Below are 17,754 nucleotides of genomic sequence, written 5' to 3'. Positions count from 1 at the left end.
CTGATCCCAGACCGCAATCGCGAGGAGTACCCGTGTCCACCGTGTCCGAACTGCGCATCTCCCTCGACGGCGGCGAGCGGGCGGTCCCGGCGGGCACCACCGCGGGCGAGGCCCTCGCCGCCGACGGCCGCACCGTGATCGCCGCCCGCGTCAACGGCGAGCTGCGCGACCTCGCCGGGGAGCTGCGCGACGGCGACGCCGTCGAGCCGGTCGAGATCGGCTCCGACGACGGCCGGGCGATCATGCGGCACTCCGCCGCGCACGTGTTGGCGCAGGCCGTCCAGGAGCTGTTCCCCGAGGCGAAGCTCGGCATCGGCCCGCCGGTGGAGAACGGCTTCTACTACGACTTCGACGTCGCCGAGCCGTTCACCCCCGACGACCTCAAGCGCATCGAGAAGCGGATGCGCGAGATCGTCAAGCAGGGCCAGCGGTTCTCCCGGCGGCCCGTCTCCGACGACGCCGCCCGCGCCGAGCTCGCCGCCGAGCCCTACAAGCTGGAGCTGATCGGCCTGAAGGGCTCCGGCCCCGTCGAGGACGCCGCGGACGGCGCGAGCGTCGAGGTCGGCGGCGGCGAGCTGACCATCTACGACAACCTCGACGCCAAGTCCGGCGAGCCGCGCTGGAAGGACCTGTGCCGCGGCCCGCACCTGCCGTCCACCCGCGTCATCCCCGCGTTCAAGCTGATGCGCACCGGCGGCGCCTACTGGCGCGGCAGCGAGAAGAACCCGCAGCTCCAGCGGATCTACGGCACCGCGTGGGAGTCCCGCGACAGGCAGGACGAGTACCTGCGGTTCCTGGAGGAGGCCGAGAAGCGCGACCACCGCCGCCTCGGCGCCGAGCTCGACCTGTTCTCCTTCCCGAACGAGATCGGCAGCGGCCTCGCCGTCTTCCACCCGAAGGGCGGCGCCGTCCGCAAGGTGATGGAGGACTACTCGCGCCGCCGGCACGAGGAGGAGGGGTACGAGTTCGTCAACACCCCGCACATCACCAAGGGCCACCTGTTCGAGACCTCCGGGCACCTCGGCTGGTACAAGGACGACATGTTCCCGGCCATGGAGGTCGACGGCGGCGACTACTACCTCAAGCCGATGAACTGCCCGATGCACAACCTGATCTTCCGGGCGCGGGGCCGGTCCTACCGGGAGCTGCCGCTGCGGCTGTTCGAGTTCGGGTCGGTGTACCGGTACGAGAAGTCGGGCGTGGTCCACGGCCTCACCCGCGTCCGCGGCATGACCCAGGACGACGCGCACATCTACTGCACCGAGGACCAGATGGGCGAGGAGATCAAGCGGCTCCTCGACTTCGTCCTCGGCCTGCTGCGCGACTACGGGCTGAACGAGTTCTACCTGGAGCTGTCCACCCGCGACGAATCCGACAAGTTCATCGGCTCGGACGAGATGTGGGAGAAGGCGACCGCCGCGCTGCGGGAGGCCGCCGACTCCACCGGCCTCGACCTCGTCCCCGACCCGGGCGGCGCGGCGTTCTACGGCCCGAAGATCTCCGTCCAGGCCAAGGACGCGATCGGCCGCACCTGGCAGCTGTCCACCATCCAGGTCGACCCGAACCAGCCGGAGCGGTTCGGCCTGGAGTACCAGGCGGCGGACGGCACCCGGCAGCGGCCCATGATGCTGCACCGGGCGCTGTTCGGGTCGATCGAGCGGTTCTTCGGCGTCCTGCTGGAGCACTACGCGGGCGCGATGCCGCCGTGGCTCGCGCCGGTGCAGGCCGTCGGCATCCCGATCGGCGACGCCCACGTCCCGCACCTGGAGAAGGTCGCGGCGAAGCTGCGCGAGCACGGCATCCGCGTCGAGGTCGACACCTCCTCCGACCGGATGCAGAAGAAGATCCGCAACGCGCAGAAGCAGAAGATCCCCTACATGCTGCTGGCGGGCGACGACGACGTGGCCAAGGACGCCGTGTCGTTCCGCTACCGCAGCGGCGAGCAGAAGAACGGCGTCCCGATCGGCGAGGCGGTCGACGAGATCGTCAAAGCCGTCGAGGCCCGCGTCCAGATCTGAGCCGGGCCGGCCGCGCCCGCCCCGCGCGGGCGCGGCCCCGGCGCGGTGACGGCGGGGTGAGCGCCGCCCGGAGTTGGTAGCCTCGTCGCTCACGTGCCACGACGGGGAGTCAGCGGAGATGAAGTCCAGGAGGCCTGCGCGGCGAGGTCGGCGGGCTCGGCTCTGGGGCCGGATCGCCGGCTACGGCGGGACCCTGCTGCTCGTCGCCGCCGCCGTCATCGTGCTCCTCGTCCCGCTGCTGGACGGCGGGAAGAAGGGCGCGACCGGAGCGGAGGGGACGGCGGACCCGTCCGCGTCGTCCCCGCCCGGGCAGGGCGGCGTCCCCGGCGTCCCAGGCGGCTACGCGACCCCGACCAACCCCGTGCCGCAGCAGAACGACAGCGGCCGGCCGTATCCGGGCGGGCAGAACGGCGGCGGGTCCGGCGGGCAGGGCGGCGGCCCGCAGATCCCGACGCAGAACGGCGGCGGCTCCGCTGGGGGCCAGTGCCCGGACGGCACGGCGTTCTACCGCGCCACGGCCAAGGGCGTGGACGTGCTCGTCACCGTCTCCGCCAGCGGCCTGATCCGGGTGGAACTCCTCCTGCCGGGCGGGTCCCCCAAGTCGCAGCAGGCGAGCGCGAGCGCGGGCCGGCCGCAGACCTTCCACTTCACGGGCGTCTCGCCGCGCCTGGTCGAACGCGTCAAGGTCACCACGGTGTCCGTCGGCGGCGGCATGCAGAGCTGTTACGCACGGGCCGTCTGACCCGGCCCGCTCTGACCCGGCCCGCTCTGACCTGCCCCGTCATGACCCGTCCCGCTCATCCCGCTGCGGGGCCGGGGCGGCGCGGAGCGCAGGCGGACGTCACCCACGGACACGTTGACCGCGGCGACCCGCACGCCGAGCATCAGGCCCGTCACCCGCGCCACGTTCTCCTGCACGGCGTGGGCCACGTCCTTGATCACGCTGCCGTACTCGACCGCGATGGCGAGGTGGATCGTGACATCGTCCTTGTCCACGGCGACGCGGGTACCGGCGGGGGCCGGTCCGACGACCCCGGCCACCTCCAGTGCGGCGAGGGCGGCGATCTTCTCCAGGACCGCGTCCTCGATCGTGATGCGGCCCTCCACCCGCACGGTGACGTCACCGGGGGAGCCGTGCAGCGTCATCGGCACCGCCCCGGCCCCGGACGCGGTCGGCGCCGTGAGGGGTGTCGTTCCCGGCGACGGCGACGGCGACGGCGACGGCGCCGTCCCGCCCTGCCCCGATCCCGGCTGCCCCGTTCCCGGCTGCCCCGTTCCCGGCTGCCCCGTTCCCGGCTGCCCCGTTCCCGGCCGCCCGGGCAGCCCGGGGAGGTACGGGATGGACCCGGGGTCCGGCCTCGGCTCGCCGCCCTCGCTCCGCCGCTTGTCGAGCCCCGTCATGATCGCTCCCCACGGTTCGGTTGGATGACCATGGTGGCGGAGTCACCCCGAAACGTCACGCGTGGACGGGGCCTGCGGGCGCGTCCCGGAAGGGATCCCGGCTACAGCCCCGCCCGCTTTCCTCTCTATGCTGCTGGTCAGGCCGTGAACAAAGGAGACCGCCGCCTTGACCGCAGAGCCGGAGGAGTCCGTGGTGCAGCAGGGGCGCGAGGACGCGTCCGGGGCCGGCGCGGGGAACGCGCGCCCGCCCCGCTTCGAGGAGGAGGGAGGCGGCGCGGGCACGCCCGACAACTTCCAGCGGCTCTGGACCCCGCACCGGATGGCCTACATCAAGGGGGAGGGCAAGCCGACGGGCGCCGGGTCGGAGGACGGCTGCCCGTTCTGCGAGATCCCGAAGATGAGCGACGAGGAGGGTCTCGTCGTGGCCCGCGGCGAGTCGGTGTTCACGGTGCTGAACCTCTACCCGTACAACTCCGGGCACCTGATGGTCGTCCCGTACCGGCACGTCGCCGACTACGCCGACCTGGAGGAGTCGGAGTACGTGGAGCTGGCGACCTTCACCCGGCGCGCCCTCGGCGCGCTGCGCAAGTGCAGCGGCGCGCAGGGCTTCAACGTCGGCATGAACCTCGGCCTCGTCGCGGGCGCCGGCATCGCGGCGCACCTGCACCAGCACATCGTCCCGCGCTGGGGCGGCGACACCAATTTCATGCCGGTCGTCGGGCACACCCGGGTGCTGCCCCAGTTGCTGCGCGACACCCGCCAGATGCTCGCCGACGCATGGCCGCACGAAGCATGACCGGGCACGGCGGGGGAGCGCGCCGTACCGCTCCTGACCGGGGCGTCGGGGGCCGTCCCCCGGTAAGGAGGAGAGCGTGAGCGGCTCGGAACGGCCGGTGCTGGTCTATGACGGCGACTGCGGCTTCTGCACGTCCTCGGTGCGGTTCCTGGAACGGCACGTGCCCGTCCAGGCCACGGTCGTCGCCTTCCAGTTCGCCGACCTGGACGCCCTCGGCACCACGGCGGAGCGGGCGCAGCACGAGGTGCTGTGGATCGACCGCGACGGACGGGTCAGCGGCGGCGCGCAGGCCATCGGGCGGATGATGACCGCCGCCGGCGGCCTCTGGCGCGTCCCCGGGACGGTCATGCGGGTTCCGCCGGTCAGCTGGGCCGCCCACGCCGTGTACCGGCTGGTCGCGAGCAACCGGCACCGGATGCCGGGCGGGACGGCGGCGTGCATGCTGCCCCCCGACCGGCGTCCCGGCTCGCACACCTGACCCGGCTCAGGACGCAGCGGGTGCGGCCGCCTTCCCCGTCCCCGTCCCCGTCGGTGTCGCCGTCCCGCCGCGCAGGCGTTCGGGCAGCAGCCCCGTGAGCCGCTCCAGCGGCAGGAACGCCGCGAGCCAGATGGCGTGCGGCAGGAAGTGGATCGTCATCAGCGCGTAGGTGACGGCGTGGAAGCCCGCGAAGAACAGCACCAGCGCGTACAGCGGGCGCCCGCGCAGGAACAGCAGCGCGGGCGACAGCGCCTCCGCGACGAACATGAGCCACTGGCTGGCCTTCAGCATCACCGGATAGTCGATGAGGCTGCGCCCGAACGGCGTCCCGCGCCGGCTCAGCGCCCACTGGACGGTCGACCCGTTCGGCCACGCGGGGAACCCGCCGATGCGGATCTTCGCCCACGCGGAGAAGAAGTAGGCCGCGACCACCCCGATCTGGATGCCGCGCACCGACCACGCCGACGCCTCGCAGCGCCGGGCGTCGCCGATGCCCGCGCGTCCGACGCTCGGCAGGACGAACAGCGCCACGACCAGGGCGAGATGGTCATGGTCGACCTTGCCGTACGACATGCTGATCGAGACCCACCACAGGTACCCGCACGCCGCGAGGTAGCCGCTCGCGCGGGGCAGCACGCGACCGGTCGCCGCGACGAGGCCGGCCGCGATCGTCACCACCAGCAGCGTGTACATCGCCCACGGCGTGGGCGCGGGCAGGTGCAGCAGCCTGCCGACCAGCACCGGCTGGTAAAGGTCGGCGGGCAGCCGCGCGTGCGCCAGCGAGCTGCTGGTCAGCAGCAGCATGTCGAACGGCAGGAACACGTAGCCGAGGATCCGCAGCCAGGCGATCCGGGCGCGCGGCATCGGCCCGAACCACCAGCGGTCCCACGCGCTGCGGGCGGGCTCGGGCGCGTCCCCCGGCGGCCGGACGGGACGGGGCGCCTCCGGCGTCGCGGCGGCGGTCATCGCACGTCCCAGACAACGCGGTTCTGCCGCATGGTCGACACGACCTTGCCGTGCTTGAGCTTCTTGATCTCCTGCACCACATAGACCCTGGTCAGCCTGGGCTCGGACGGATGCAGCCTGCGCTGCCCGTCGGCGATCCCCTGCAGCAGCGACGGATCGCGGACGATGCGCGGCATCTGCCCCTCGATCTCGGCGCGTTTCATGCCCGTGCCGACGGCGTCGAAGGACAGCGCCACGTGCGTGCCCGCCGCGGTGTCGGCCTCCAGCCAGTACGAGCTGATCGCGCCGCCGTCGTCCTTCACCGAGAAGGCGAACTGCGTCATGGGCCCGAGGGGGAAGTCGTCGTTGCTCCCGTACGCGCTGGAGTAGCAGAGAGCGCCGACGACCGTGGCGCCCGCGAATGACCGCCAGAGCCGCGCGCGGGGCCCTAGCCGGAGGGGGGGTAGATCCACGCCGCAAGCCTAGAGCCCCGCCCCGCGGGCGCGGGCGGGGCTCCGGGCACGCGAGCGGGCCCGGCCCGGCTAGTCGTCTCTGGACTCGGCGGCGACCTTGTCGGCCAGGTGCGTCGGGAGCGGCTCGTAGCGCAGGAACGTGCGGCTGAACGTGCCGGTGCCCTGCGACATCGACCGCAGGTCGATCGCGTACCGGACGATCTCCAGCTGCGGCACCTCCGCCTTGATCATGGTGCGGCCGCCGGGCACCGCCTGGGAGCCGAGGACCCGGCCGCGCCGCGAGGTGAGGTCGGACATGATCGGCCCCACGTAGTCGTCGGCGATCAGCACGGCGACCTCGTCGACGGGTTCCAGCAGCAGGATCGGCACCTGCCCGGCCGCGTCCTTGAGCGCGAGCGCCCCGGCGGCCTGGAACGCCATGTCGGAGGAGTCGACCGAGTGCGCCTTGCCGTCGTGCAGCGTGACCTTGATGTCGACCAGCGGGTACCCGGCGGACACCCCGCGCGCCATCTGCTGCCGGACGCCCTTCTCGACCGACGGGATGAACTGCCGCGGCACCACCCCGCCCACGATCTTGTCGACGAACTCGAAGCCCTCGCCGGACGGCAGCGGCTCCACGTCGATGTGGCAGATGCCGTACTGGCCGTGCCCGCCGCTCTGCTTGACGTGCCGGCCGAGGCCCTTGGCCGTCCCGCCGAACGTCTCCCGCAGCGGGACGCGCAGGTCCACCCGGTCGACCTCGACGCCGTACCGGGTCCTGAGCCGGTCGATCAGCACGTCGGCGTGGGCCTCGCCCATGCACCACAGCACCAGCTGCCGCGTCTCGGCGTTGTTCTCCAGCCGCAGCGTCGGGTCCTCGGCGACGAGCCGGCCGAGCGCCTGGCTGAGCTTGTCGTCGTCGGCCTTGGACTTCGCCCTGATCGCGACCGGCAGCAGCGGGTCGGGCATCGACCAGGGCGCCATCAGCAGCGGCGCCGCGGGATCGGACAGGGTGTCGCCCGCCTCGGCGCGGCCGAGCTTCGCCACCGCGCAGATGTCGCCCGCGCCGCAGGACGACACGGTCCGCTGCGTCTTGCCCAGCGGGGACGTCAGCGCGCCGACCCGCTCGTCGACGTCGTGGTCCTCGTGGCCGCGGTCCTCCATGCCGTGCCCGGAGACGTGCACGGTGGCGTCGGGGCGCAGCGTTCCGGAGAACACCCGGACCAGCGAGATCCGCCCCACGTACGGGTCGGACGTGGTCTTGACGACCTCGGCGACCAGCGGGCCCGCCGGGTCGCAGGAGATCTCCTTCGGCGGCCCGCCGCTCACCGCCGTCACCGGGGGGATGCCGTGTTCGAGGGGAGAGGGGAACGCCTGCGTGATGATCTCCAGCAGCTCCAGCATGCCGACGACCGGACCGGGGTGGTCGCCGTGCGGCACCGACGTCGCGAGGACGGGGTAGAAGCTGCCGCGCGCCACCGCGGTCTCCAGGTCCTCGATGAGCGCCTTGACGTCGATGTCCTCACCGGACAGGTACCTGTCCATGAGGGTCTCGTCCTCGCTCTCCTGGATGATCCCCTCGATCAGCGACGCGCGCTGGTCGGCGATCTGCTCCAGGTACTCGGGGTCGGGTTCGCACTCGGTGCGCCTGCCGGTCGAGTAGTCGAGGCAGCGCTGCGACAGCAGCCCGATCAGGCCCTTCAGCCCGCCCTCCCCCGCGGCGGGGAAGTACAGCGGCGCGACGCCCTCGCCGAACACGTCCTGGCAGGTCATGACCACGTCGTCGTAGTCGCCGCGCTGCTGGTCGATCTTGGTGACGACGACCGCGCGGGGCATCTGCACCGCCGCGCACTCCTCCCACAGCATCCGGGTGAGGCCGTCGATGCCGTCCACCGCCGAGATCACGAACAGCGCCGCGTCGGCGGCGCGGAGCCCGGCGCGCAGGTCGCCGACGAAGTCGGCGTAGCCCGGTGTGTCGATGAGATTGACCTTGACGTCACCGTGCACGAGCGGGGCGAGGGCGAGGCTCACCGAGCGCTGCTGGCGCACCTCGACCTCGTCGAAGTCGCTGACCGTGGTCCCGTCCTCGACCTTGCCCGCCCGCTGCACCGTGCCCGTCGCCGCGAGCAGCGCCTCCACGAGCGTGGTCTTGCCCGCACCCGAATGGCCGACCAGCGCGACATTGCGCACCTTCTCGCACCCGCCGGCCTCCGGTGCCCTGCCGGGGGCTCCCGGGTGGCCTCCCTTGTCCGCCATGACATCCTCCTCGGACGGGTCTCCGCGCGGAGGCCCGCGTGCGGCTGGGGGCCCGGCCCCGGCGGGCCCGGCCCTGACGTCCGAGTGCGGCGTCCGATCCTCGTCCAAACGCGCGTGACCGACGTCACACCCGTATCGCCACCCTTTCCCGTGATGGCCGGGACCACAAGGGGTGGACGGCAATCAACCGTCATCTGTCCGGGCCGCGCGGCCCCCAAACCCCGCGCCGACCACGTCCGCGCCGCGTCCGCACTACGATGGGGCCGCCCGGTCGCAGGCGAAGGGCGGCACCGCCCGGTCACCGGCAGGGACCGCACCCCGCGAACACGAGAACGGACGGCGATGCTCAACAAGATCAGGCCCGCGCTGGGGCGCGTCCTCACCCCCGTCGGACAGGCGGTCGCGCGGACCGGAATCTCGCCCAACGCCATCACCGTCATCGGCACGGTCGGCGTCGCCGCCGGCGCGCTCGTCCTCTTCCCGCGCGGCGAGTTCTTCTGGGGCACGATGGTCATCACCGCGTTCGTGCTGTTCGACATGCTGGACGGCGCGGTCGCCCGCGTCACCGGCAAGATCTCCAAGTTCGGCGCCTTCCTGGACTCCACCATGGACCGGGTCGCCGACGCCGCCATCTTCGCCGGGCTGATGATCGGGCTGTACCGGGACGGCCAGGAGCCGCTCGCCGGGGTCGCGCTGTTCTGCCTCGTCTCCGGCGTCGTGGTGTCCTACGCGAAGGCCCGCGCCGAAGGGCTCGGCTACACCTGCGACGTCGGCATCGCCGAGCGCGCCGAACGCCTCATCGTCGCCCTGGTCGCCGCCGGGTTCGACGGGCTCGGCGTTCCCTTCATCCTCGCCATCGCCCTGTGGGGCCTCGCCGTGCTCAGCACGATCACGGTCGGGCAGCGGTTCGCCACCGTGTACGTCCAGGCCAAGGGCGACGCGGGCGCCGGGGCGGGCAAGGAGAAGGAGGCGGCGAAGACGCCGGAGCCGCGACCATGACCGCGCCCCGCCGGAGCGAGGACGGGCCGTCGCTCCGCGACGAGGTGACCGACGCCGTCTACGCCCTGGGCTGGACGGTCGTCCGCAAGATGCCGGAGAGCGTGGCGCGGCTCGCCTTCACCGCCATCGCCGACCGCACGTGGCACCGGTACGGCTCCGGGGTGCGGCAGCTGGAGCGGAACCTGTGCCGCGTCCTCGGCAAGGAGGCCGTCGACGACGAGGTCCGCGTCCTCAGCAAGAAGGTGCTGCGCTCCTACCTGCGCTACTGGCTGGAGGTGTTCCGCCTGCCCGAGTACGACCGGGCGCGGATCCTCGGCCGGATGCGGGTCACCGGCGAGAAGAAGATCTTCACCAACCTCGACTCCGGCCGGGGCGTCATCCTCGCCCTGCCGCACATGGGCAACTACGAGCACGCGGGCGCGTGGCTGGTGCACTGCGGGTACCCGTTCACCACCGTCGCCGAGCGGCTCAAGCCCGAGGGGCTCTTCGACCGGTTCGTCGAGTTCCGCGAGAGCCTCGGCATGGAGGTCCTCGCCCACAAGGGCGCCTCCGCGTACGGGCGGATGGCCCAGCGGCTCCGCGCCGGACGGCCGGTGTGCCTCGTCGTCGACCGCGACCTCACCGAGAACGGCATCGACGTCGAGTTCTTCGGCGCCACCGCCCGGATGCCCGCCGTTTCCGCCGCGCTGGCGATCCAGACCGGCGCCGCCCTCATTCCCGTGACACTCTGGTACGAGGGGGAGTACTGGGCCGCGCGGGTCCACGAGGAGATCCCGGTCCCGGACGACGGCGGCAGACAGGAGAAGATCCAGGCCATGACCCAGGAGCTTGCGCGCGCCTTCGAGGCGGGCATCGCCGCCCACCCCGAGGACTGGCACATGCTGCAGAAGGTCTGGGTGGACGACCTGGCGGACGGCCGGGGATGAGAGCCCGCCGATGAGGATCGGGATCGTCTGCCCGTACACGTGGAACGTCCCGGGCGGCGTGCAGCAGCACATCGGCGACCTCGCCGAGGCGCTGATCGGGCTCGGCCACGACGTGTCGGTGATGACGCCGGCGGACGACGACGCCGAGCTGCCGCCCTACGTCGTGTCCGCCGGGCGCGCCGTCCCCGTCCCCTACAACGGCTCCGTGGCCCGGCTCGCGTTCGGGTTCCTGTCGGCGGGGCGGGTCCGGCGGTGGATCAACGAGGGCGGCTTCGACGTCCTGCACGTCCACGAGCCCGCCGCGCCCTCGCTCGGGCTGCTGGCGTGCTGGGCGGCGGACGGGCCCATCGTCGGCACCTTCCACGCGTCCTACGAGAAGTCGCGGGCGCTCTCGGTCACCGCGCCGATCCTGCAGAGCGCCCTGGAGAAGATCACCGGCCGGATCGCGGTGTCGGAGGCCGCCCGCACCACGCTCGTCGAGCACCTCGGCGGTGACGCCGTGCTGATCCCCAACGGCGTCGCGACCGAGCGGTACGCGATGGCCGAACCGCTGCCCGGCTGGCGGGGCCGCGCCGAGCCCCCGCCCGCCGACGAGGGGACGCTCGGGTTCCTCGGCCGGATGGACGAGCCCCGCAAGGGCCTGCCGGTGCTGCTGCGCGCGTTCGAGATCCTCGGCCGCCGCCGGCCGGGGGCGCGGCTGCTGCTCGCCGGGCCCGGCGACGCCGACGACGTGCTCGCCCGGGTCTCGCCGGAGCTGCGCGACCGCGTCGCCGTCCTCGGCATGGTCAGCGAGGAGGACAAGGTCCGCGCCTACCACTCGGTGGACGTCTTCGTCGCGCCGAACCTCGGCGGCGAGAGCTTCGGCATCGTGCTCGCCGAGGCGATGTCGGCCGGAGCGCCGATCCTCGCCAGCGACATCGAGGCGTTCGACCGGGTGCTGCTCGGCGGGCGGGCCGGGGCGCTGTTCCCGACCGGCGACCACGAGGCGCTCGCGGCGGCCGCCGGCGAGCTGCTCGACGACCCGGCCCGGCGCAAGCACCTGTCCGCGGAGGCCCGCGCCGCCGTCCGCGCCTACGACTGGTCGGCCGTCGCCCGCGACGTGCTGCGGGTGTACGAGACGGTCACGGACGGCGGCGCCCGCGTCGTCGAATCCGGCCGGGTGCCGTAGGAGGGCGCCGGATGTCCTACGACTGGATCATCGACGTCCTGTTCTGGATCGCGTTCGTCTTCCTGGTCGGCGTGTACGTGTCGTGGCGCGCCACCCGGCTCGACCGGCTGCACGTCCGCGTCGAGACGGCCCGCGCCGCGCTGGACGCGGCGCTCGTCCGGCGGGCCGCCGCCGCGCTGGAGCTGGCCGCGTCCCGGCTCCTCGACCCCGCCGCCAGCCTGGTGCTGGCGACGGCCGCCCACGAGGCGCGCACCGCCGACGCCGAGGGCCGCGAGTTCGCCGAGAGCGACCTGTCCCGGGCGCTGCGCGCCGTGGTCGACCAGCCCGAGTTCGTCGGCACCATCACCGCCCGGGGCGCGGGCGGCGACGGCGGGGAGGTCCTGGACGAGCTGTCCTCGGCCGCCGCGAAGGTCGCCTACGCCCGCAACTTCTACAACGACGCCGTCTCCCAGGCCCGGACCGCGCGGCGCAAGCTGCTCATCCGGATCCTGCCGCTCGCCGGGCGCGCCCCGCTGCCGGACTTCTTCGAGATCGACGACGACCCGCCGGGAATCTGAGCACGCGACATTGATCACAGCTCGTCGCCGACCCCGGCCGCGGCCCCGGGCCGTACCGCTCGGAAGGGGCGGGCGCATCCGATCACGTTCGCTACCCTCTGGCAGATCGTCCAAGGAGGGGTACATCGTGCGATCCGCATGGGACACCGCCGTCCGGGGCCGCGCGGCCGCGGGGCTCGGCGTCCTCGTCCTCGGCGCAGCCGCCCTGCCGGCCTGCTCGGACTCCGGCCCGAAGTCGGCGGCGCCGCCGCGCGGCACGGGCGCGCCGTCGCCGAGCGGGCCTCCCGTGCCCGCGACGCACCCGTTCGACGGGGGCACGAAGGGCGTGGGCAACCCGGTCCTGGCCGTCAAGATCGAGAACACGAGGCCGGCGATGCCGCAGAGCGGGGTGAAGGACGCCGACATCGTCTACGTCGAGCAGGTCGAGGGCGGCGAGACCCGGCTGATGGCCGTCTACTCGTCCCGGCTGCCGAAGAAGGTCGGGCCGGTCCGCAGCGCCCGCATCTCCGACCTGCACATCCTGCCCCAGTTCGGCCGGCCCGCCTTCGCCTTCTCCGGCGTCCAGAGCAAGATGAAGAAGTACGTCCGCAAGGCGCCGCTGTACGACGTCTCGCAGGAGAAGGCGGGCGGCGCCTACTTCCGGTCGAGCGCCAAGCGCATCCCCTACAACCTGTACGCCGACCCGAAGGAGCTGCTCAGCCGGGCGCCGAAGGCCGCGAAGCCGCGCGACATCGGCTTCCGCTTCGGGGACGCGCCCGAGGGCGGCAAGCCGACGAGGTCGTTCACCGCCCGCTGGCCCAGCGCGACCATGGGATTCACCTGGTCGGCCAAGGAGAAGCGGTGGCTCGCCAGCTGGGGCGGGCGCCCCGACCGCGCCGCCGAGGGCGGGCGGCTGGGCGGCAGGACCGTCGTCATCCAGTACGCCAAGACGACACGCTCGAAGTTCCACGACTTCCTCGGCAGCTACACGCCGCTGATCCACACGACCGGCAGCGGGCGGGCGCTCGTCCTGCGCGACGGGAAGTCCTACGAGGCCAAGTGGACGCGGCCGTCCGAGGGCAAGGGGACCGCTTTCACCACCGCCGACGGCAGGCCGATGACGTTCGCGCCGGGCCAGGTATGGGTGCTGCTCGTCAACGACGGCAAGCCCTACACCCCTTGACCCGTGTCCCGGACGGCGTGCCGGCGGTCACGTCGTCGGCGGCGGGCGGCGCAGGTCGACGCTCCGCCGGGTCGAGAGGTCCCGCGAGCAGGCAATATCATGGAAAGTGATTTGTCGTCCGTCCACGTGAGGAATGACCGTGTCTACTTCCACTCCCGCCACTGACAACGCCGCGCCCGAGACGGGGACCGCCCGCGTCAAGCGCGGCATGGCGGAGATGCTCAAGGGCGGCGTGATCATGGACGTCGTCACGCCCGAGCAGGCGAAGATCGCCGAAGACGCCGGCGCGGTCGCCGTCATGGCCCTGGAGCGGGTGCCCGCCGACATCCGCGCCGAGGGCGGCATCTCCCGGATGAGCGATCCCGACATGATCGACGGGATCATCGGCGCGGTGTCCATCCCGGTCATGGCCAAGGCGCGCATCGGCCACTTCGTCGAGGCTCGGGTGCTGCAGTCCCTCGGCGTCGACTACGTCGACGAGTCCGAGGTGCTCACCCCCGCCGACTACGACAACCACATCGACAAGTGGGCGTTCACCGTCCCCTTCGTCTGCGGGGCCACCAACCTCGGCGAGGCGCTGCGCCGGATCACCGAGGGCGCGGCGATGATCCGCTCCAAGGGCGAGGCCGGCACCGGCGACGTGTCGAACGCGACCACCCACATGCGGCAGATCCGGCAGGAGATCCGCCGCCTCCAGTCGCTGCCCGAAGACGAGCTGTACGTGGCGGCCAAGGAGCTCCAGGCCCCCTACGAGCTGGTCAAGGAGGTCGCCAGGGCCGGGAAGCTGCCCGTCGTGCTGTTCACCGCGGGCGGCATCGCCACCCCCGCCGACGCCGCCATGATGATGCAGCTCGGCGCCGAGGGCGTCTTCGTCGGCTCCGGGATCTTCAAGTCCGGCAACCCGGCCCAGCGCGCCGAGGCCATCGTGAAGGCCACCACCTTCCACGACGACCCCGACGTGATCGCCAAGGTGTCCCGCGGGCTCGGCGAGGCCATGGTCGGCATCAGCGCCGCCTCCCTCGGCGAGGACCAGAAGTTCGCGGGCCGCGGCTGGTGACCCGATCCGGGCCCGGACTCCACAGCGGGCCCTGACCGGGTTAACCTGGCGGCGTGGCGGGGGCGATGCCCGGCCGCGGGAGGGGAGAGCATGGCTTGGTCGGTCGCGCTGGCGTGCGCGAGCGCGGGTGAACCCGACGAGGTGTTCCGGCCGGGCCTCGTGCCCGACCCCGGCGCCGCCGCGGCGATCGCGCGCGGCCTCTACCCGGCGGACACCCTGACCGAGACCGGCGACACGGTCCTGGACTTCGCGCTCTGGCCCTACGAGGACGAGCTGTTCGTCGGGGCGTTCGAGCGGGCGCTGCTGCTGTGCGACCGGCGGCTGTTCTGCCTCGACGACGACGCCCGCCGGATCGCCGACACCGCCGCGGCCGCCCTGCCCGGCTCGCACTGCGGCGTCCTCGTCCTGCACAACGTGATCAGCGGCTGCTGGTTCCGCTGGTACGAGTCGGGCGAACTGCTCCGCGACGTGTTCGTCACCGCCGAGGACGGCGTCGTCGTCGACCAGGGCGAGCGGCTGCCCGCCGAGCGGCCGTTCTGGCGCGCCATCGACGCGGGCGCGCCGGACGTCCCGCTCCCCTTCGACCCCGAGGAGTTCGGGCTCGCGCTCGCCGAGGCGCACATGTTCGGCCGCGGCATCGCCGACCGGGGCAAGGACGGCTTCCTGCCCCTGGAGCTCCCCCTGCGCCGCTTCAAGCACGCCTGAACCCGGGAAGACCGGCCAGGCGGCGGGGTGTTGTAAGGAACGTCTAGGGTTGAGACCACCCCGCGATCCCCGGAAGGTTCTCACGTGACCGTTGTGCCGACCATCGGTGTCCTCGCCTTGCAGGGCGACGTGCGCGAACACGCCCGCGCGCTGGAGGCGGCGGGGGCGCGCACCCTGACCGTGCGCCGTCCCGAGGAGCTGGAACGCGTCGACGGCCTCGTCCTGCCGGGCGGGGAGTCCACGACGATGTGGCGGCTGGCGCGGTCCTTCGAGCTGCTCGGCCCGCTGCGCAAGCGGATCGAGGCGGGCATGCCCGCCTACGGCTCCTGCGCCGGCATGATCATGCTGGCGGACCGGATCCGGGACGGCGCGGCCGGCCAGGAGACCGTCGGCGGCATCGACATGACGGTGCGCCGCAACGCGTTCGGCCGGCAGGTCGACTCCTTCGAGGCCGCGGTGCCGCTGACCGGCATGGGGGACACGCCGTACCACGCCGTTTTCATCCGCGCGCCCTGGGTGGAATCCGTGGGCGACGCCGTCGAGATCCTCGGACGCGCCGAGAGCGGTCCGAACGCCGGTAGGATCGTCGCCGTTCGTCAGGGACGTCTCATGGCGACCTCGTTCCATCCGGAGCTGACAGGCGATTTCCGCGTGCACCACTACTTCGCCGATCTGGTGCGCCGGGCGACAGAGGAGGAGTGACAGATGTCCGGCCATTCCAAGTGGGCGACGACCAAGCACAAGAAGGCGGCCCTCGACGCCAAGCGGGGCAAGCTCTTCGCGAAGCTGATCAAGAACATCGAGGTGGCCGCCCGCACCGGCGGCGGCGACCCCGACGCGAACCCCACCCTCTACGACGCCATCTACAAGGCGAAGAAGAACTCCGTCCCCAACGACAACATCGAGCGCGCCCGCAAGCGCGGCGCCGGTGAGGAGGCCGGGGGCGCCGACTGGCAGAACATCACCTACGAGGGCTACGCGCCCGGCGGTGTCGCGGTCCTCATCGAGTGCCTCACCGACAACCGCAACCGCGCGGCCTCCGAGGTGCGCGTCGCCCTCACCCGCAACGGCGGCTCCCTGGCCGACCCGGGCTCGGTCTCCTACATGTTCACCCGCAAGGGCGTCGTGATCGTCCCCAAGGCGAACACCAGCGAGGACGACGTGATGATGGCCGTCCTCGACGCCGGCGCCGAGGAGGTCAACGACCTCGACGGCGAGAACTTCGAGGTCGTCAGCGAGGCCGGCGACCTGGTGGCCGTCCGCACCGCCCTGGTGGACGCCGGCATCGACTACGAGTCGGCCGAGAGCAAGTTCCTGCCGAGCGTCACCGTCCCCCTCGACGAGGACAACGCCAAGAAGGTCTTCCGCCTCCTCGACGCCCTGGAGGACTCCGACGACGTCCAGGACGTCTACGCCAACTTCGACGTCTCCGACGAGGTCATGGCCTCCCTGGACGCCTGAGACCGCTCCGATGCCGCCGCGTCCCCTCCGGGACGCGGCGGCATCGCGCGTCCACGGACGAAGCGCACGGGACAACAGACGGTCCGGCTCTCCGGGTGCCGGCGGCCACGCCGTTCTCGCCGGACTGCTTCTGGCCCGCGGCGCGTGTTGGTAGCGTTGGCGGCCGAACAGATGATCGAAGGAGCGGCCGTGCGGGTGATGGGGGTGGACCCCGGGCTCACCCGGTGCGGGGTGGGGGTCGTCGAGGGCGCCCCGGGCAAGCGGCTCCACATGGTGCACGTGTCCGTCGTCCGGACCGACGCCGACGAGGACCACGCCCTGCGCCTGCTGGCGATCCAGACCGGCATCGAGGCCCTGATGGACGAGCTGCGCCCGGACGCCGTCGCCGTCGAGCGCGTGTTCGCCCAGCACAACGTCCGGACCGTGATGGGGACCGCGCAGGCCGCCGGCATCGCGATGCTGGCGGCGGCCCGCCGCGGCCTGCCCGTCGCGCTGCACACGCCGAGCGAGGCCAAGGCCGCCGTCACCGGCAACGGGCGCGCCGACAAGGCGCAGGTGACCCGGATGGTGACCCGGCTGCTGTCGCTGGAGACGGCCCCCAGGCCGGCGGACGCGGCCGACGCGCTCGCGCTGGCCATCTGCCACGTGTGGCGCGGGGGAGCGCAGCAGCGGCTCGTACGCGCCCGGCTGTCGCGGATCGAGGAGGCGGCCCGGGCCGAACGCGCCCGGCTCGCCGCCCGCAGCAGAGGAGGAAGTGTCCAGTGATCGCCTTCGTCAGCGGCCGGGTGGCCGCCGCCGGGCCCGACGGCGCGGTGATCGACGTGCACGGCGTCGGCCTCTCGGTGCAGTGCACGCCCGCCACCCTCGCCGGGCTGCGGGTCGGCGACGAGGCGAACGTGCCGACGTCGCTCGTCGTCCGCGAGGACAGCCTCACCCTCTTCGGGTTCGCCGACGACGACGAGCGCACGGTGTTCGAACTGCTGCAGACCGCCAGCGGCATCGGGCCCAGGCTCGCCCTGGCGATGCTCGCCGTGCACACGCCGAACGCGCTGCGCCGCGCGCTGGCCGGCGAGGACCTCGCCGCCCTCACCAAAGTGCCCGGCATCGGCAAGAAGGGCGCCCAGCGGATCGTCCTGGAGCTCAAGGACCGCCTCGGCGGCCCGGTCGGCGGCGCCGACGAGGTCCGCGCGCCCGTCCCCGCCGAGGCGTGGCGCGAGCAGGTCCACATGGGCCTGGTCAACCTCGGCTGGTCCGCCAGGGACGCCGACGCCGCCGTGGACGCCGTCGCCGCTGACCTCGACGGCGGCGCGGCGCCGCCCGTGGCCGTCCTGCTGAAGGCCGCGCTGAAGAAGCTGAGCAAATGATGAGCGGCG

Annotated in this window: 19 protein-coding genes; 15 read left to right on the top strand and 4 right to left on the bottom strand. The window is 72.8% G+C overall.

Going from position 1 to position 17,754, the window contains the following annotated elements:
• Window positions 1–32: 32 nt before the first annotated feature.
• Window positions 33–2,018 (top strand): threonine--tRNA ligase, encoded by a 1,986-nt coding sequence (gene thrS, locus SM418_RS30020; RefSeq protein ID WP_371944410.1) that lies wholly within the window; start codon window positions 33–35, stop codon window positions 2,016–2,018.
• 118 nt (window positions 2,019–2,136) lie between these two features.
• The gene (locus SM418_RS30015) at window positions 2,137–2,760 is read left to right on the top strand and encodes a hypothetical protein (protein ID WP_371944409.1); all 624 of its coding nucleotides are present in this window, start codon (window positions 2,137–2,139) and stop codon (window positions 2,758–2,760) included.
• Here SM418_RS30015 and SM418_RS30010 read toward each other — a convergent pair.
• Window positions 2,742–3,419 (bottom strand): Asp23/Gls24 family envelope stress response protein, encoded by a 678-nt coding sequence (locus tag SM418_RS30010; RefSeq protein ID WP_371944408.1) that lies wholly within the window; start codon window positions 3,417–3,419, stop codon window positions 2,742–2,744. The genes SM418_RS30015 and SM418_RS30010 overlap by 19 nt on opposite strands.
• Before the next feature lie 166 nt (window positions 3,420–3,585).
• Between SM418_RS30010 and SM418_RS30005 the strand changes: the two genes are divergently transcribed.
• Window positions 3,586–4,215: an HIT family protein gene (locus tag SM418_RS30005; protein ID WP_371944407.1), complete on the top strand. Its 630-nt coding sequence runs from the start codon at window positions 3,586–3,588 to the stop codon at window positions 4,213–4,215.
• Between the two features lie 76 nt (window positions 4,216–4,291).
• A complete protein-coding gene (locus SM418_RS30000; RefSeq protein ID WP_371944406.1) occupies window positions 4,292–4,693 on the top strand; it encodes a thiol-disulfide oxidoreductase DCC family protein in 402 nt (133 codons plus the stop codon).
• 6 nt (window positions 4,694–4,699) lie between these two features.
• On the opposite strand, the gene SM418_RS29995 is transcribed toward SM418_RS30000, so the two are convergent.
• The 3 genes from SM418_RS29995 to SM418_RS29985 form a co-directional block, all read right to left on the bottom strand.
• Window positions 4,700–5,659, bottom strand: coding sequence for an HTTM domain-containing protein (locus SM418_RS29995; protein WP_371944405.1), 960 nt, complete (start codon window positions 5,657–5,659; stop codon window positions 4,700–4,702).
• Window positions 5,656–6,111: a hypothetical protein gene (locus tag SM418_RS29990; RefSeq protein WP_371944404.1), complete on the bottom strand. Its 456-nt coding sequence runs from the start codon at window positions 6,109–6,111 to the stop codon at window positions 5,656–5,658. The genes SM418_RS29995 and SM418_RS29990 overlap by 4 nt, the downstream gene beginning before the upstream one ends.
• Window positions 6,112–6,180: 69 nt before the next feature.
• Window positions 6,181–8,346, bottom strand: coding sequence for an elongation factor G-like protein EF-G2 (locus SM418_RS29985; protein WP_371944403.1), 2,166 nt, complete (start codon window positions 8,344–8,346; stop codon window positions 6,181–6,183).
• A 342-nt stretch (window positions 8,347–8,688) separates the two neighbouring features.
• Here SM418_RS29985 and pgsA point away from each other — a divergent pair, with 342 nt between their 5' ends.
• From pgsA to ruvA, 11 genes are all read left to right on the top strand, one after another.
• Complete coding sequence (gene pgsA, locus SM418_RS29980) at window positions 8,689–9,345, top strand: phosphatidylinositol phosphate synthase (RefSeq protein ID WP_371944402.1); 657 nt, start codon at window positions 8,689–8,691, stop codon at window positions 9,343–9,345.
• Window positions 9,342–10,271, top strand: a complete 930-nt coding sequence (locus SM418_RS29975) for a phosphatidylinositol mannoside acyltransferase (protein WP_371944401.1) — start codon at window positions 9,342–9,344, stop codon at window positions 10,269–10,271. Before pgsA ends, SM418_RS29975 begins: the two co-directional genes overlap by 4 nt.
• Window positions 10,272–10,281: 10 nt before the next feature.
• Window positions 10,282–11,439: a glycosyltransferase family 4 protein gene (locus SM418_RS29970; RefSeq protein WP_371944400.1), complete on the top strand. Its 1,158-nt coding sequence runs from the start codon at window positions 10,282–10,284 to the stop codon at window positions 11,437–11,439.
• 11 nt (window positions 11,440–11,450) lie between these two features.
• Window positions 11,451–11,996, top strand: coding sequence for a LemA family protein (locus tag SM418_RS29965; protein WP_371944399.1), 546 nt, complete (start codon window positions 11,451–11,453; stop codon window positions 11,994–11,996).
• Between the two features lie 127 nt (window positions 11,997–12,123).
• Window positions 12,124–13,158 carry a DUF3048 domain-containing protein gene (locus tag SM418_RS29960; protein ID WP_371944398.1) on the top strand — a complete coding sequence of 345 codons (1,035 nt, stop codon included), beginning with the start codon at window positions 12,124–12,126 and terminating at the stop codon, window positions 13,156–13,158.
• Between the two features lie 133 nt (window positions 13,159–13,291).
• Window positions 13,292–14,215, top strand: coding sequence for a pyridoxal 5'-phosphate synthase lyase subunit PdxS (gene pdxS, locus SM418_RS29955; protein WP_371944397.1), 924 nt, complete (start codon window positions 13,292–13,294; stop codon window positions 14,213–14,215).
• A gap of 90 nt (window positions 14,216–14,305) precedes the next feature.
• Entirely contained in the window at window positions 14,306–14,920 is a 615-nt protein-coding gene (locus SM418_RS29950) for a DUF6928 family protein (RefSeq protein WP_371944396.1), read from the top strand.
• Window positions 14,921–15,004: 84 nt separating this feature from the next.
• On the top strand, window positions 15,005–15,622 hold the full coding sequence (gene pdxT, locus SM418_RS29945) for a pyridoxal 5'-phosphate synthase glutaminase subunit PdxT (protein ID WP_371944395.1): 618 nt from the start codon (window positions 15,005–15,007) through the stop codon (window positions 15,620–15,622).
• Window positions 15,623–15,625: 3 nt separating this feature from the next.
• Window positions 15,626–16,381 (top strand): YebC/PmpR family DNA-binding transcriptional regulator, encoded by a 756-nt coding sequence (locus tag SM418_RS29940; RefSeq protein WP_371944394.1) that lies wholly within the window; start codon window positions 15,626–15,628, stop codon window positions 16,379–16,381.
• A gap of 189 nt (window positions 16,382–16,570) precedes the next feature.
• Entirely contained in the window at window positions 16,571–17,146 is a 576-nt protein-coding gene (gene ruvC, locus SM418_RS29935; RefSeq protein ID WP_371966129.1) for a crossover junction endodeoxyribonuclease RuvC, read from the top strand.
• The gene (gene ruvA, locus SM418_RS29930; RefSeq protein WP_371944392.1) at window positions 17,143–17,745 is read left to right on the top strand and encodes a Holliday junction branch migration protein RuvA; all 603 of its coding nucleotides are present in this window, start codon (window positions 17,143–17,145) and stop codon (window positions 17,743–17,745) included. Before ruvC ends, ruvA begins: the two co-directional genes overlap by 4 nt.
• Window positions 17,746–17,754: the final 9 nt, after the last annotated feature.

Origin of the sequence: Actinomadura chokoriensis (genome assembly GCF_041463665.1) — a bacterium.
In the GTDB taxonomy this organism is placed as follows: Bacteria; Actinomycetota; Actinomycetes; order Streptosporangiales; family Streptosporangiaceae; genus Spirillospora; species Spirillospora chokoriensis_A.
Note: the sequence above shows the minus strand (reverse complement) of the source record. Positions and strands in the feature narration are given on the sequence as shown.

Bases quoted from the DNA above. Each gene is read 5' to 3' on its own strand.
- SM418_RS29985 (WP_371944403.1), bottom strand. From the start codon at position 8,346: ATGGCGGACAAGGGAGGCCACCCGGGAGCCCCCGGCAGGGCACCGGAG.
- pgsA (WP_371944402.1), top strand. From the start codon at position 8,689: ATGCTCAACAAGATCAGGCCCGCGCTGGGGCGCGTCCTCACCCCCGTC.
- SM418_RS29965 (WP_371944399.1), top strand. From the start codon at position 11,451: ATGTCCTACGACTGGATCATCGACGTCCTGTTCTGGATCGCGTTCGTC.
- SM418_RS30010 (WP_371944408.1), bottom strand. From the start codon at position 3,419: ATGACGGGGCTCGACAAGCGGCGGAGCGAGGGCGGCGAGCCGAGGCCG.
- pdxS (WP_371944397.1), top strand. From the start codon at position 13,292: ATGACCGTGTCTACTTCCACTCCCGCCACTGACAACGCCGCGCCCGAG.
- SM418_RS29950 (WP_371944396.1), top strand. From the start codon at position 14,306: ATGGCTTGGTCGGTCGCGCTGGCGTGCGCGAGCGCGGGTGAACCCGAC.
- SM418_RS29940 (WP_371944394.1), top strand. From the start codon at position 15,626: ATGTCCGGCCATTCCAAGTGGGCGACGACCAAGCACAAGAAGGCGGCC.
- SM418_RS30015 (WP_371944409.1), top strand. From the start codon at position 2,137: ATGAAGTCCAGGAGGCCTGCGCGGCGAGGTCGGCGGGCTCGGCTCTGG.
- SM418_RS29975 (WP_371944401.1), top strand. From the start codon at position 9,342: ATGACCGCGCCCCGCCGGAGCGAGGACGGGCCGTCGCTCCGCGACGAG.
- SM418_RS29995 (WP_371944405.1), bottom strand. From the start codon at position 5,659: ATGACCGCCGCCGCGACGCCGGAGGCGCCCCGTCCCGTCCGGCCGCCG.
- SM418_RS29970 (WP_371944400.1), top strand. From the start codon at position 10,282: ATGAGGATCGGGATCGTCTGCCCGTACACGTGGAACGTCCCGGGCGGC.